10 protein-coding genes are annotated in these 14,246 nt (G+C 57.1%); 3 read left to right on the top strand and 7 right to left on the bottom strand.

Features of this window, described 5'->3' with window-relative positions; all coding sequences use genetic code 11:
- Positions 1–172 precede the first annotated feature (172 nt).
- Positions 173–2,977, bottom strand: coding sequence for an FAD-binding and (Fe-S)-binding domain-containing protein (locus ABRP88_RS05440; protein ID WP_349836537.1), 2,805 nt, complete (start codon positions 2,975–2,977; stop codon positions 173–175).
- Between the two features lie 202 nt (positions 2,978–3,179).
- Between ABRP88_RS05440 and ABRP88_RS05435 the strand changes: the two genes are divergently transcribed.
- Positions 3,180–4,013 carry a dienelactone hydrolase family protein gene (locus ABRP88_RS05435; RefSeq protein WP_349836536.1) on the top strand — a complete coding sequence of 278 codons (834 nt, stop codon included), beginning with the start codon at positions 3,180–3,182 and terminating at the stop codon, positions 4,011–4,013.
- A gap of 22 nt (positions 4,014–4,035) precedes the next feature.
- Here the strand turns inward: ABRP88_RS05435 and ABRP88_RS05430 are convergent, their stop codons facing one another.
- From ABRP88_RS05430 to glmM, 4 genes are all read right to left on the bottom strand, one after another.
- Positions 4,036–4,314 (bottom strand): hypothetical protein, encoded by a 279-nt coding sequence (locus ABRP88_RS05430; RefSeq protein WP_349836534.1) that lies wholly within the window; start codon positions 4,312–4,314, stop codon positions 4,036–4,038.
- The gene (locus ABRP88_RS05425) at positions 4,314–6,032 is read right to left on the bottom strand and encodes a hypothetical protein (protein WP_349836533.1); all 1,719 of its coding nucleotides are present in this window, start codon (positions 6,030–6,032) and stop codon (positions 4,314–4,316) included. Before ABRP88_RS05425 ends, ABRP88_RS05430 begins: the two co-directional genes overlap by 1 nt.
- Positions 6,032–6,346, bottom strand: coding sequence for a hypothetical protein (locus ABRP88_RS05420; protein WP_349836531.1), 315 nt, complete (start codon positions 6,344–6,346; stop codon positions 6,032–6,034). The genes ABRP88_RS05425 and ABRP88_RS05420 overlap by 1 nt, the downstream gene beginning before the upstream one ends.
- Positions 6,347–6,447: 101 nt before the next feature.
- Positions 6,448–7,791, bottom strand: a complete 1,344-nt coding sequence (glmM, locus tag ABRP88_RS05415; RefSeq protein ID WP_284770174.1) for a phosphoglucosamine mutase — start codon at positions 7,789–7,791, stop codon at positions 6,448–6,450.
- Between the two features lie 192 nt (positions 7,792–7,983).
- Here glmM and ABRP88_RS05410 point away from each other — a divergent pair, with 192 nt between their 5' ends.
- Entirely contained in the window at positions 7,984–9,903 is a 1,920-nt protein-coding gene (locus ABRP88_RS05410) for a BCCT family transporter (RefSeq protein WP_349836529.1), read from the top strand.
- Positions 9,904–10,257: 354 nt separating this feature from the next.
- Entirely contained in the window at positions 10,258–12,183 is a 1,926-nt protein-coding gene (locus ABRP88_RS05405) for a BCCT family transporter (protein ID WP_349836528.1), read from the top strand.
- 324 nt (positions 12,184–12,507) lie between these two features.
- On the opposite strand, the gene rpsI is transcribed toward ABRP88_RS05405, so the two are convergent.
- Together rpsI and rplM are read right to left on the bottom strand one after the other, a co-directional pair.
- Positions 12,508–13,050, bottom strand: coding sequence for a 30S ribosomal protein S9 (gene rpsI / locus ABRP88_RS05400; protein WP_023025246.1), 543 nt, complete (start codon positions 13,048–13,050; stop codon positions 12,508–12,510).
- Positions 13,050–13,493: a 50S ribosomal protein L13 gene (gene rplM, locus ABRP88_RS05395; protein ID WP_034653789.1), complete on the bottom strand. Its 444-nt coding sequence runs from the start codon at positions 13,491–13,493 to the stop codon at positions 13,050–13,052. The genes rpsI and rplM overlap by 1 nt, the downstream gene beginning before the upstream one ends.
- Between the last annotated feature and the right edge of the window lie 753 nt (positions 13,494–14,246).

Here is a 14,246-nt window from a genome sequence, read left to right as displayed (position 1 = left end):
CCTGTTATTTATGGCCGCATACTAATTCGGGCCGTTTATAGTTACTGAAAACTGGCCTTCACACCGCTAGTTTTCGCGCCCTCGGTGAGCAACCCTCCCGCACTGCAGCTGACCGGGTTGCGGGAGAAGAGGGGGCATCGGCAAGCAGCCGCGCCCCTTCCTTGCCGGACCGTTAGCGGGTAGCGCGCTCCAGCATCTCCAGGACGTGGTGGTAATCCTCGCCGGTGGCGCGGGTCATGCCCAGCTCACACGTGCGGTTGGTAGAGGCGTGATACTGCGCGCCCAGCTCCGTGACCTGGGCGGCCTCGGCGCGGGTGGCGGACTCCGTAAGCTCTGGGTGGAGCATGCCGCGGTCGCCGGCATAACCGCAACAATTCCAGGCGGTGGGTACGTGCACCTCCGTAGCTGCGGCCCGGGCGACCTTTTCCACATCGCCCATCATGCCGAGCTGGAACGCCGAACAGGTCGGGTGAATCGTCATAGAATCCACCGGCTGGGTGGTCTCGAGGCGCGGTAGCAGCGTATCGGCGGTAAAGCTCAGCGCATCGATGACGGTAATGCCAACGGATTCCAGCATTTCCTGAAAGCCCGTGGTACAGCTGGAAGCGTCCACGATCACGGGCAGGCGGGCGTTATCTGTGGCCTCCATGACGGTCTCGCGCACGCGCTGCTCCATAATGTCGTGGCCCTTGCGCATGCCCTTTGAGGACCATGGCGTTCCACAGCAGAGCTTCTCGATGCCCTTGGGAATCTCCAGCGCGATCCCCGCCCTCTCCAAGACGGTAATGAAGGCCTCAGTGGCACCCATGCCCTCGCCTTGTGGGGCGAACATGGAGTTTACGCAGGCTGGAAGATAGATTCCCGAGGTCTCTGCATAGCGATCGCCCACGCGCCCGGCCAGGCGCTCGCGGGACTTGCCGCCCTTTCCTAACTCCGGCTGGTATCCCGGCACGGTATCGGGGCCGACGAGCGAGCGGGCGACGTCGGTAACCTTCGTGACCAGCTGCGCCGGCAGCATGTGCGCGCCGGTTAGCGCCGTTGCGGCACCGCGGCTGGTGACCTGCCAATTCTTGGCGGCAGTAGACCAGACCTTTTCTTCTGCGGCCCCGGCATTCTCGTGGCGCAGCTTCTTGATGAATTTACCGGTATCAATGCCCACCGGGCAGGCGGTTAGACACATGGAATCCACGGCGCACGTATCGATGCCCATGTACTCATAAGCCTCATCGAGTTCTGCAACCAAGTGCGTATCGCCATTTTCCTGCGCCCGCTGGCGGGCGCGGCGCACCACGATGCGCTGGCGCGGGGTCAAGGTGAGATCCCTCGACGGGCAGACCGGCTCGCAATAGCCGCACTCAACGCACGGGTCGATTTCTTCTTCCACCGTGGGGTTGAGCTTGATATTTGTAATGTGTGCATCGGGGTCATCGTCCAGGATGACGCCTGGGTTCATGGTCCCGGTGGGATCGCAGGCGCGCTTGAGCTGCTGCATGACCTCGTAGAGCTCATCGCCGTACTGGCGGCGCACATACGGGGCCATGGCGCGGCCGGTGCCGTGTTCGGCCTTGAGGTTTCCCTCTGCCGAAAGCACCAAGTCCACCATTTCCTCATTGAAGTTGTTGTAGCGGCCAATGGCGCTATCGCCTTCGAAGCGGTCCGTTAGAAGGAAGTGGATATTGCCGTCTTTCGCGTGGCCGAAAATGACCGCATCGTCGTAAGAATAGCGGGTAAAAAGCTCCTGCAAGGAGGAACAGGTATCAGCCAAATCACCCACCGGCACCACAACGTCTTCCAATAGCGCCGTGGTGCCGGAGGGCCTCGCTTCTGCCACCTGTGCATACAGGCCCTTGCGGAAATTCCACGCGGCGGTGCGGGTGGGAATATCGGCAGAAAACTCCGCCGGCGATTGCAGGTCCAATTCACGCAAAAGGGACGAGCCCTTGTTTTCTTTTTCCCGCAGCTCTTCCTTGTCATCGGATTGGTACTCGATGAGCAGCGCGGCCTGCGAATCCACATCGAAACCAGTAATGGCCTGCGGGACCTTATCAAAGCCTTGGCCCACGCGAATGGAGGCAGAATCCATCAGCTCCAGGGTGGCAGCACCGGTCTCCACCAGGGAAGGCAGCGCCTTCGTAGCGGCGGAGAGATTATTAAAGACCGCCACGGTAGTCGTCGTGAGGGAAGAGATGTGCACGGTACGAAAGACCGCTTCCGCGATAAATGCGAGTGTTCCTTCGGAGCCCACCAAGAGGTGCTCAAAAAGCTTGACTGGGCTATCAAAATCCAGGAAGGAATTAAGCCCGTAGCCCATCGTATTTTTCAGCTGGAAGTGGCGGCGGATGATATCTACTGATTCCTGATTATCGCGCACGCGGCGCTGCAGGCGGGTCAGCGTATCCACCAGCTCGGGTTCTTGTGCCTGGAATTGCCGGTCCGCATCCGTGTCCGCGGTATTGATCACCGTGCCGGAAGGCAAGACAAAGGTCAGCGATTCCAAGGTGTTGTAGGTATTGAATTCGGTGCCGCAGGCCATGCCGGAAGAATTATTCGCCACCACGCCGCCGATGGTGCAGGCCGCTTCGCTGGCCGGGTCTGGGCCGAGCTTGCGGTTGCGCAGCCCCAAACGCGCATTGACCTGGCGCACGGTTGCCCCTGGCTGCACGCGTACCCGCTTGCCGTCATCGAGGACTTCTATGCCCCGGAAATGCTTGCGCACATCCACCAGGTAGCCCTCGCCGGAGGCCTGGCCAGCCAAGGAGGTGCCGCCCGAGCGCAAGGTCACCGGAATACCGTGCTGCCGCCCCGCTTTGAAAATGGCGGCCACGTGTTCTGCCGAGCGCGCTTCAATAACGGCCTTTGGGGTGTAGAGGTAGTGCGAGGCATCGGAGGCATAGGCCACCCTGTCGATGATGCCGGTCTTTACCTCCGGCCCATCCTGCGAAAATAATTGGTCGATCTTGAGGGTGCCGGTAGTCATATGCGGCGACCTGCCTTCCCAGAGAAGCATAGAGAATGTTACCTAGTGCACATTTTCGCCTGCTTTCTCGCCGGCGCGCAAGTAAGGCAACCCATACAACTTCGGCGCCGCGCACCCCTTTTGGCCTCCGCGAATCCCCCGCATGTGCCACTCGCCACCCCTTGCCACCAGCACGGGGTGATCTTCATCTATCCTAGAATGCGTGTCTGCGAATTTGAATAAACACCTCGGAACATTATCGAAGCGTGGCCGCAACCGCGTGCTGGTTGGCGACCTCGATTATGCAGGTATTACCGGCAAGGTTTATACCCCTGCGGAAGGCCAAGGCTTGCCCGCCGTCGCCTTTGGCCACGATTGGATGCACAAAATCAAGGATTACCACGCCACGCTGCGCCACCTCGCCAGCTGGGGCATCGTCGTGGTCGCCCCCGATTCTGAGACCGGCATGTTCCCTGACCACCGCAACCTGTCTGCAGACATGGAATCTGCGTTGCAGATCGCCGCTGGGGTAAAACTCGGAACCGGCAATATTACCGTATCGCCGGGCAAGCTCGGCATGATTGGCCACGGCATGGGAGGCGGCACCGCGGTTTTGAGCGCGGTTGATAACCCGAAGGTCAAGGCCGTCGCAGCGATTTATCCCGCAGTGACCGCCCCGTCCTCCGTCGAGGCCGCTCGCAGCCTCGATACTCCGGGCCTAGTCATTGGCTCTGGTCGCGATGACATTTTCAATGCCGGAAACCCCGCCAAGCTGGCCTATAACTGGCGTGGCCAGGTGGCGTACCGGGCCATCGACAAGGGCACTCAGGCTGGCTTTAGCGAAGATCGCTTCCGCAAATTGGCCATCGGTTCCGGCGCCTTCCAATCCGGCCCCACCGAAATCGCCCGCGGTCTTGTCACCGGTTTCTTGCTTTCCACCCTTGCCGGCGAGTCCGCCTATGACGGCTTTGCGGATCCTGAGGCGAGTGCGAAGAAGGTAGAAAGCTTTACCGGCGATGAACTGGCCGAGCGCGCCGGCGTTTCCCGCGATGACTAAAAGCTAACTCGCTGAACTAGACCTATCCACGTCGCAGCACAGATTTCACCTGCCCCGATGCGTTATTGCCACGCGTTGGGGCAGCAGCATTTCGGCGCCACGTTCCAGCAGCTGCTTGCCGATGCCCCACCGCATCACCTTCCCTTCCCCCATGCTGCTCATTTTTGGCCTGTTGGACGGCCTTGGCCGTGGACTTTTCTAGCTCGTCTTGGGCCTTAGCCAGGCTTTTTTCAAATTCCAACATGCGTCGCGCGGTGCGCTCGCGAAATCCCTGCGCGAATTCTGCAAAATCGTTATTCATTACCACTGCCCTGCCTTTCGTGCAGTCACGGATGGTTCATCTGAGTCTGGCGCTGGCGCAAGCTGGGTATCAGCCTCGGGATCCGGAGTAGGTGCCGGTGCCGGGGCCGGTGGCTGTTCAGATTCCGGTGCTGGCGCTGGTGCTGGCTCAGGTTGAGGCTGCGGCTCTGGCGCAGGTGCTCCAGCTCCAGCGGCTTCTGCTGCCTGCAAGTGCTGCACCTTTTCTGGAGGCGGGGCTGGCTCTTCTACCTGGGAAAGCTCCGGAGGCGGCTCAATTGTTCCGTCTTCCGGGCACGGTTCAGGCTCGGGTTCGGGTTGAGGCTCAGGTTCTGGGCACGGTTCGGGTTCCGGTTCTGGTTCTGGTTCAGGGCAAGGTTCCGGCTCGGGTTCTGGCTCAGGCGCAGGCTCCGGTCCTGGGGCCGGGCAATCGGCATCCGCGATATTTTCTAGGCATTCTGCAGCGCCCTCAATGATGAGTCCTACGCCTACCAAAGCAATTCCGGCGCCGACGATTCCCAAGCTGCCGCTGCAGGAGGACTCGATGTCACAAGCTGCATCTTCTTCCACTGCAGCCGGTGCTGTTGGTTCCTCTTCGCACTCAGTATCCTCTGGCACAGGCTCAGGGACTGGGTCCTGTTCAGGCTGGGGTGCGGGTTGTTCCTGTTGTTCCGGTGGGCAATCTTGTGGTTTCGGTTCTGGTTCGGGCTCTGGATCTGGGTCCGCATGCGCCGGCGTGGTCGTGGGTTCGGTCGGTTGAGGATCATTGTTCACCGAACCGCGGCACTGTTGGCACTGGCACTCGGAAGGATGCTGCTCAGGTGTGGGTTCAGGTGCTGGCTGTGGGGCCGGTGCTGGCTTTGGATCTGGTAGTGGTGCCGGTTTCGGATCTGGCTTTGGTTCCGGCATCGGCTCCGGCTTGGGCGGGCATTCAGCGGTGGATGCGGGCTGCGTTGGTTGCGCTGGCTGTGGCGGGTTGGAGGCGGTGTCGCCCCCGCCATTGGGCATCGGCCGCGTGGGGTCTGGCGTATCTGGGCACTTTTCCACCGGTGGTGGGCAGGTATCCTCCTCGGCCTCTGCTGGCTCGGGGCATTCCTCAGGCAGAGGACGCTCGCAGACGCATTCGCACCGGGATTCGAACTCGTCGTAACAGGATTCAATGGCATCATCGCGGTCCCGGCACGTGCTGGCGATGGAGTCATTGGTGTCATCGATGATTTTCGAACCAATGGTAGACACGATGGGAATAATGAACTTGGCCAGCGGGTGCCTGGTAGCCACCATGGACAAGATATTGAGCAGTGGGATGACCGCGGAGATCAGCTCGGTCAGTGCGGTATCGGAGGTATCGACGACATCGGAAATAGCGCCCGAGCATTGCTTGGCAGAGTCCGTAAGCTGCTTGCCTTCATCGCGGTGGATATCAAAGTCTTTTTGAATGCCGGTCAGGTGCTCGCGCAAGGTTCCATGGGCAATCTCAGAGTCATCCGTGCGCAGGAAATCCGCAAGCCCCTTCCCGCCGCCGTGCGGGAGATTTCCTCCCACCGCGGAGATGGTATGACGCAGTATGTTTTGTGGGGCGATGCCATCTACCGCGCTGATGAGCTCACCTAGAAGCCCCAATGGCATGCTGGGACCGGAGTAATGTCCCAGGCAGGCCAATTGGAACTGCGAAATGGCGGCGGAATAATCCCCTAAAAGCGATTTAGTCAGCGTACTCACTAGTCCACGGCCTTTCCGCTCTCTCCTGCAAAGGAGCGGCTAAAGCTGGAATCATACGTGGCGAATGCGCGCATCTGATCGTGCGCTGCCTGACCTGTGGCAGAGATATTGTCTAAGCGCCACGTTCCATTGTCATGAATGCGCGCGAGGATGCTGCGGATGCGCTCCCCGTGCCCAGAAAATCTCCTCCCTGCCGCGGCAATAGGAAAGTCTGGAACGTCGGCGCGGTGAGCTTGGCGCTGTTCATCATTGGCGCTTATAGCTTGTTGTAGTGCAGACATCGCCTCTGCAGGGCGAAGGAAAACCTCAGACATCGGTATAAATCCCCAAATCCATATGCGGTAAGTGTGCTCACCTTCATTGGACTGGGGTTTATACCAAATGGTTCCCCGATACTTCTTATTTTCTTATCTACCTAGACCGAGGCGACGACGGCAGAAAGCCTACCTGCTACCTTGCGGGCGTGTTCCTCTTCTGCCGCTTCCACCATGACGCGGAACAGCTCTTCGGTGCCGGAGGGGCGCAGCAGCACGCGGCCGGTCTCCCCGAGCTCTTCTTCTGCCTCCACGATGGCTTGCTTAACCTCGGCAGAATCCATGATCGCGGCCTTATTGGATACCGGAACATTGATGAGCACCTGCGGCAATACGGTCATCACGGATGCCAGTTCCTTCAAGCTCTTTCCAGACTTGGCCATGCGCGCCATGATGGAAAGGCCGGTGAGGGTGCCATCGCCGGTAGTGGAGTCATCAGGAAGCACGACATGCCCAGATTGCTCGCCACCCAAGGAGAAATCGCCGCGGTGGAGTTCTTCAAGCACATAGCGATCGCCCACCGCCGCGTGACGGACCTCAATACCTTGCTTTTCCATGGCGAGAGTCAAGCCGAGGTTGGACATGACCGTGGCCACGAGCGTATTAAAGCGCAGGTCATTGTCTTCCTTCATGCCCACCGCGAGCAAGGCCATGATCTGATCACCATCGACCACATTGCCTTCGGCATCGACGGCGAGGCAGCGGTCCGCATCGCCATCGTGGGCAAGGCCCAAATCGGCACCGTGCTCAAGCACCGCTGCCTGGGCTTTTTCAATATGGGTGGAACCACAGTTCTCGTTGATATTAAAGGCATTGGGCCGGTGGTAAATCGGAATAACCTCAGCGCCTGCTGCTTCATAGGCACTGGGAGCGACCTTAGACGCCGCGCCATTAGCCGCATCCACGACCACCTTGATGCCGCTTAAGTCAGTGGATACGACTTCCTTGAGGTGCTCTAGGTAGCGCTCGCGTCCATCGGGAGCCTCCGAGATAATCCGGCCCAACTTGGTGCCCGTTGGGCCTTCCTCAACGAGGTTATCCATCGCGGCCTGAATCTCATCTTCGACGCTATCCGGCAATTTCTTACCGCCAGCGGAGAAAAACTTAATGCCATTATCGGGCATCGGGTTGTGGGAGGCAGAGATCATCACGCCGAGATCCGCACCATAATCATCCGTCAAAAAGGCGATAGCTGGGGTAGGAAGCACCCCCACGCGCACAACGTCCACGCCGCGAGACGCCAAGCCTGCGGCGATAGCGGCATCGAGCATTTCGCCCGATACGCGGGGGTCACGGCCGATGATTGCCAAGGGGCGGCGCTCATAAGATTCGCGCTGCGCAGTAAAGACCTCTGCAGCCGCTTGTCCCAGCGTCAAGGCCAAAATGGGAGTCAGCTTTTTATTCGCGAGGCCGCGAACTCCATCGGTTCCAAATAGTCGAGTCATGCAGACAATTATGCCTTGTAGGACCCGCCGGTTGCATGTTTGGGCTGAAGGTGGCTACTCCCCAACTCTCCAGAATCAATTCAAGCTGCCGCTCAGCCTCAGAGCAAGGTTTTGACGCCCGTCTAACGCCATCATTATGTGAAATCATTAAATAGGTTACATATCACTCAAATGCTTTAGAGAGGATCAACAATGAATAAACCTAGATCTTCAGATGCCAGATCACCTGAAACTGCCTCGCAGAAGGCACGGTCAGCCATTGCGAAAGCCGCTTCAGGAGAACGTTCCATACATCCTGCCCTCATCCCCGGAGTAAGTGTCGAAAACACTCGCGCCGATTTCAAAACAAATAAATCAGTTTTCGCAGTGGCTTTGGCCGCTACCATCGGCATTATCATTTGGTCGATCATCGCACCAGACAACTTGGCAAGCACAGGAAGCCAACTACAATCTTGGGTCGTCCAACACTTCGGATGGCTTTTCACGATCATCATGATCGCAGCTACGATTTTCCTGCTTTCAATTGCAATCGCCCCAACAGGAAAAATTAAACTCGGCGCGGATGATTCGACGCCCGATTTCTCTCGGATTTCATGGATTGCCATGTTATTTGCGGCCGGCTTGGGGATCGGATTGGTCTTCTATGGCCCGATGGAACCGCTTTCTCACTTTTTGACACCACCGCCTTACCTCTCAGATGTGGAACCAGCTAGTAAAGAGGCAGTACTTCCCGCATTTTCTCAAGCAATTCTGCACCAAGCTACGCTGCCCTGGATGGTTTATGCACTGGTCGGCGGTGCACTTGCTTATGCGGCCTACCGGCGCGGACGCCTTCCCCTCATTTCATCTTTGTTCGAGCCTCTTGTAACAGATTCCAATAACCGGGTGTTCGGGAAAATCGTAGATATCTTCGCGGTGTTAGTCACCCTGTTCGGTACGGCCACTTCGCTAGGCATTGGTGCTCTGCAGATTCGCACGGGAACTTCAATTCTTACCGGCAAGCCTTTGGAAGGCGATGGAATCATGGTGGTGATTATTTCGATCCTCACCGTCATTTTCATTCTCTCTGCCATGTCGGGCATCAAGCGCGGCATCCGCATTTTGTCGAACATCAATATGAGCCTTGTAATCGGTTTAGGGCTTTTTGTCCTCATCGCAGGGCCCACCATGTACATCCTCGATATGGTTCCTGCAGCGGTACTGCAGTTCTTTAAGAACTTCGAAAATATGATGTCCGTCGCGCCTTCGCAAGGTGAAACAGAAAAGGAATTTGTGACCGCTTGGACGATGCTCTACTGGGCGTGGTGGATTTCCTGGTCGCCCTTCGTCGGCATGTTCATCGCGAAGATTTCCCGCGGACGCACGATTCGTGAATTCGTACTCGTCATTATGCTCGTCCCGACGACCCTATCTCTACTCTGGTATGTCATCTTTGGCGCTACGACCATCAAGACTCACCTTGACGGAGATGGAATCGAAATCAAAGGATCCGGCGAAAATGTGATGTTCGATGTCTTAAGAACGCTTCCGCTCGCTGGCGTCACTACAGTGGTCGTGCTCATTGCCGTGGTTGTCTTTTTTAATACTGCCGCTGACTCCGCAACCAATGTCATGGGGTCGATGTCCCAATCGGGTCGGCCGGTTCCTTCTACCCCCATCTCCGTAATCTGGGGAGCTGCACTAGGCGGAATATCCTTGGCACTATTACTCATTGCTGGTGAAGAGGCCCTGAGCGGCCTGCAATCCATCATGGTGTCGTGCTCATTGCCCTTCGCCCTCATCCTCATTGGCATCATGGTGGCGTGGGGCAAAGACTTAGCATGCGACCCAGCCATCCTACGTAATTCATACGCGGATGCAGCGATTGCTCGGGGCGTCCAATTTGGGCTCCAAGAACACAAGGGTGACTTCGTGTTCAGTTCTTCCCCCGTGCCGGAAAACCTAGGCGCTGGGGCAGAAATTGATAGCGCTGATCCCTACCTCCACGAGTGGTACACCGAATCTGCGACCGAAGAGTACCTTGCTAACCAAGCGGATCTTCGCCGTAAGCAACGAGAAGAGGTCGAAAATTTTACAGAGAAACACGATAAAAACAGCAGCTCCAAGAATTAGTTTCTCCGAGTAATAAGTAGTTCACCAAGTCCCGCCTTCAAGACAAAAGGATTTTCTTCCGTCTTGAATGGCGGGCTTTACTTTAAACGATTCAAAAGTGGACGACACCTTCTGTAGCACAAGTTCTATACAGGCCGAGAAGGCTCGTATAGATGACGAGGGCATGAACCGGGAGGTTACCGACTGCAAGAGAAAGGTGGCAAAACCGCGGCAAGAAGCCTTTTCACAATCAATGTCACCCCGGTTTTCGTTTTGGCATTCGTCGTGAGTGCCCCTAAACTCGTCCAATTCCTCCTTTGTGTGGAATTATTAGATAGGTTACATTTCACTCCCTTGCCTTAGAGAGGATCAACGATGAACGAACCTAGATCTTCAGGTGACAAGTCACCTGAAACTACCTCGCAGAAGGCACGGTCAGCCATTGCGAAAGCCGCTTCTGGGGAACGCGCTATTCATCCAGCCCTCATCCCCGGAGTAAGTGTCGAAAACACCCGCGCTGATTTTAAGACCAATAAAACGGTCTTTGCGGTGGCCTTGGCATCTACATTTGCCGTTATCCTATGGGCCATCATCGCCCCAGATAATCTGGCCAGCACAGGAAGTACCATGCGGGCGTGGGTTGTCCAAAACTTTGGATGGCTATTTACGATCATCATGATTGCCACCACGGCATTCCTGCTGACAATCGCTATCGCCCCAACCGGAAAAATTAAGCTCGGCGCCGATGATTCCAAGCCCGATTTCTCCCGGAACGCCTGGATCGCCATGCTTTTTGCCGCTGGTATGGGAATCGGTCTGGTCTTCTATGGTCCGATGGAGCCGCTTGCCCTATTCTTGACTCCACCGCCGTATCTCTCTGGCGTAGAATCCGGCAGCCAAGAAGCCATCCTTCCGGCCTTTGCCCAGGCGGTTCTGCACCACGCGACGTTGCCATGGATGATCTTTGCGCTGGTGGGCGGCGCGCTTGCCTATGCCGCTTATCGACGCGGCCGCATCCCGCTTATTTCCTCGCTATTTGAACCCCTCATTACGGATTCGAATAACCGAGTATTTGGAAAGATCGTCGATATCTTCGCAGTGTTGGTTACTCTCTTCGGCACGGCGACCTCGCTGGGTATCGGCGCCCTGCAGATCCGCACGGGAACCTCAATTCTTACTGGCAAACCTCTCGAAGGCAATGGAATCATGGTGGTGATCATTACGATCCTCACCATCCTTTTCATTCTTTCCGCAATGTCCGGCATCAAGCGCGGCATCCGCATCCTGTCCAATATCAACATGGGCCTGGTCATCGGACTCACGGTCTTCGTGCTCATCACTGGGCCAACGCTCTACATTCTGGATCTAATTCCCGCCTCCCTGCTGCAGTTCTTCAAGCACTTCGAAGACATGATGTCTTTGTCCGCCTCCCAGGGTGAACCGGAGAAGGAATTCGTCACCGCATGGACCATGCTGTACTGGGCATGGTGGATTTCCTGGTCGCCCTTCGTCGGTATGTTCATCGCGAAGATTTCCCGCGGGCGCACCATTCGCGAATTCGTCTTCGTCATCATGCTCGTACCCACCACCCTTTCCCTTTTCTGGTACGTCATCTTTGGTGCCACCGCAATCAAGACTCACCTGGATGGAGACGGGATTGAGATTGAAGGTTCCGGCGAAAATGTGATGTTCGACCTCATGAGATCGCTGCCGCTATCTAGCATCACCACGGTCATTGTCCTCCTTGCTGTGGTGGTCTTCTTCAATACGGCCGCTGACTCCGCTACCAACGTCATGGGCTCTATGTCCCAATCTGGTCGACCGATTCCCTCGACATTGATTTCTGCAATTTGGGGTGTTGCCCTAGGCGGCATTTCCTTGTCCCTGCTCCTTATCGCCGGCAAGGATGCACTCAGCGGCCTGCAGTCCATCATGGTCTCCAGCTCGCTACCGTTTACCTTCATCCTCATCGGCATCATGGTGGCGTGGGGCAAGGACTTGGCACGCGACCCTGCAATCCTGCGCAGGAAATATGCCCATGCCGCCATTGAGCGCGGCACCCACTTGGGCCTCCAAGAGCACAATGGCGACTTCGTCTTCAGCTCTTCTGCCGTTCCTGAAAACCACGGTGCCGGGGCTGAAATTGAAAACGACGACCCATACCTCCACGAGTGGTACACCATCAACGCGTCGGATGAATACCTTGCAGAGCAAGCCGCCCTCCGCGAAGAGCGCCGCACCGAGCTCAAGGACTTTGCACAGAAGAAAACCAAGGACAAGACCGCAGATGACAATGAGTAATCTCTCTGCTTAATCGGGCCCTTCCCTAGCCCCTAGCCCGCCCCCATCGCACTGCGCAATCAGGCTTCCGCGATGGGAGGCGGGCTTTTCTACTCCACAGTCCGTGGCGCATAGCGGCGCCCACGGGCCCCACAACGGCCTCAGCGGGGCCGCTCAGCCCGGAGCACGGTTAAGCGTTAAGAGGCTTACCGAAGGCCGACTAGGAGGGAATAGCGGGCGCAATCGAATGGGCATCGGCAAGAGCAATAAAACGACAAAGCCGCCGCCTCCCAGAATGGGAAGCAGCGGCAGTGTATGGCGCTTGCGCGCGCAGTAGGAGCGAGATTAACGCTTGGAGTACTGCGGTGCGCGACGTGCCTTGTGCAGACCAGCCTTCTTACGCTCAACTGCACGAGCGTCACGGGTGAGCAAACCAGCCTTCTTCAGGGCGGAGCGATCAGCCGGGTTGTAGATGTTCAGTGCACGAGCGATAGCCAGGCGCAGGGCGCCGGACTGACCGGTCGGGCCACCACCGTTAACGGTGACCTTCAGGTCAAACTGGTTTTCGCGGTCCAGCAGGGTCAGCGGGGTGAGGATGTCCTGCTGGTGCAGCTTGTTCGGGAAGTACTCAGCAAACTCGCGGCCGTTGACCACGATCTGGCCGGAGCCAGCAACGAGGCGAACGCGAGCGACGGCGCGCTTACGGCGACCGACGGTCTGGATTGGGCCCTCGTGGACCGGAGCAGCGGTCTCAACCTCTGCCTCGGTCTCAGCGTTGGCGCTAGCCAACGAATCACCGATGGTGTTGGTGAACTCTTCGGTAGCGGCGCTTGCTGCAGCGATGTCAGCAGCCTCGGCTACATTGTTGTCGATGTTCTGCTCAGCCATTACTGTGCCACCTGCTTAAACTCGAAGGTTTCCGGCTTCTGACCGGCGTACGGGTGCTCATCGCCTGCGAAGACGTGCAGCTTCTTGATGGAAGCGCGGGAGAGCTTGTTGTGCGGCATCATGCCGGCAACAGATTCTTCGATAACGCGGACCGGGTTGGCGTCCAAAGACTGACCCAGGGTCATGGACTTCAGACCGCCCGGGTAACCGGAGTGGCGGTAGCGCATTTCGCGGTCGCGCTTGGTGGAAGAAACGTGAATCTTGTCAGCGTTGATAATGATGACGTGGTCACCAGTGTCAACGTTGGGTGCGAACTGTGGCTTGTGCTTGCCGCGCAGCAGGTCTGCCACGGTGGAAGCAAGCTTGCCCAGCACCACGTCAGTAGCATCGATGACGTACCACTTGCGGGTGATGTCACCGCTCTTTGGGTGGAAAGTAGACAAAATGACTCCTTGAAAGTCTGTCTCGGAACTGCCGGCCAGCGCTAAGCATCCATTCGCTTCCCAACAGCGGCCGGTGGAGACCTGCGGGAAGCGCTTCGCCAGCTGCTTGCCGACGAGCGAACACATAGGGCTACAACTTTAGCTGCTGCTGACGGAAAAGGCCAAAAGGCGTAAATTTTCAACCCATCCCTTTACACAGAATCCAGATCCGAAAAACAACATCGGTCCTGACCCCGGAAATTGGGTTCTTGGGGTATCTATGCTGTTTGAGTCTGCATAGCTGAGGTTTCGAATTAAAATTCATTTGAAGCCAATTGTTGACACAAAGAATACCGCCGACTCGTGTTTTAGCGCATGCACCACTAGAAGACCTCCTAGCGGCAGGTGATTGGCTTGTCGAAGACTTTCCGCTCACGCAACACTTTGAAACGCCCTAGGATTAGTTCCGCTCCTTTTACGACCCTGTGATGACAGATTGAGTGAGATATTACCCGCTTTCTATTTTTGTGGGGTAGCGAAATACAATACTTCGGGACCTGACCCCTGTTTGGTGGACACCTGATGTCCAGCCCAGTCGGGTTGGCAAGAATGGTAATCTACCACCATGTCCAGGTACTGAGAACAGTTCACACGCGATTGTCTGGTTCCATGACATCGTTCCGCATGTCTCATGAGAGAGAGTGTCTAATGGTTTGTGTGTGGGAACCCAACCCGCATAAGGAGATGAACCAGAATGACTACTATGGCGAGACG

It is taken from the genome of Corynebacterium sp. KPL2734, assembly GCF_040225595.1.
GTDB lineage: Bacteria > Actinomycetota > Actinomycetes > Mycobacteriales > Mycobacteriaceae > Corynebacterium > Corynebacterium rhinophilum.
Note: the sequence above shows the minus strand (reverse complement) of the source record. Positions and strands in the feature narration are given on the sequence as shown.

What these genes read in the sequence shown, in the direction of transcription:
- ABRP88_RS05440 (WP_349836537.1), bottom strand. Translation starts at nt 2,977, where the DNA reads ATGACTACCGGCACCCTCAAGATCGACCAATTATTTTCGCAGGATGGG.
- ABRP88_RS05430 (WP_349836534.1), bottom strand. Translation starts at nt 4,314, where the DNA reads ATGAATAACGATTTTGCAGAATTCGCGCAGGGATTTCGCGAGCGCACC.
- ABRP88_RS05420 (WP_349836531.1), bottom strand. Translation starts at nt 6,346, where the DNA reads ATGTCTGAGGTTTTCCTTCGCCCTGCAGAGGCGATGTCTGCACTACAA.
- glmM (WP_284770174.1), bottom strand. Translation starts at nt 7,791, where the DNA reads ATGACTCGACTATTTGGAACCGATGGAGTTCGCGGCCTCGCGAATAAA.
- ABRP88_RS05410 (WP_349836529.1), top strand. Translation starts at nt 7,984, where the DNA reads ATGAATAAACCTAGATCTTCAGATGCCAGATCACCTGAAACTGCCTCG.
- ABRP88_RS05405 (WP_349836528.1), top strand. Translation starts at nt 10,258, where the DNA reads ATGAACGAACCTAGATCTTCAGGTGACAAGTCACCTGAAACTACCTCG.
- rpsI (WP_023025246.1), bottom strand. Translation starts at nt 13,050, where the DNA reads ATGGCTGAGCAGAACATCGACAACAATGTAGCCGAGGCTGCTGACATC.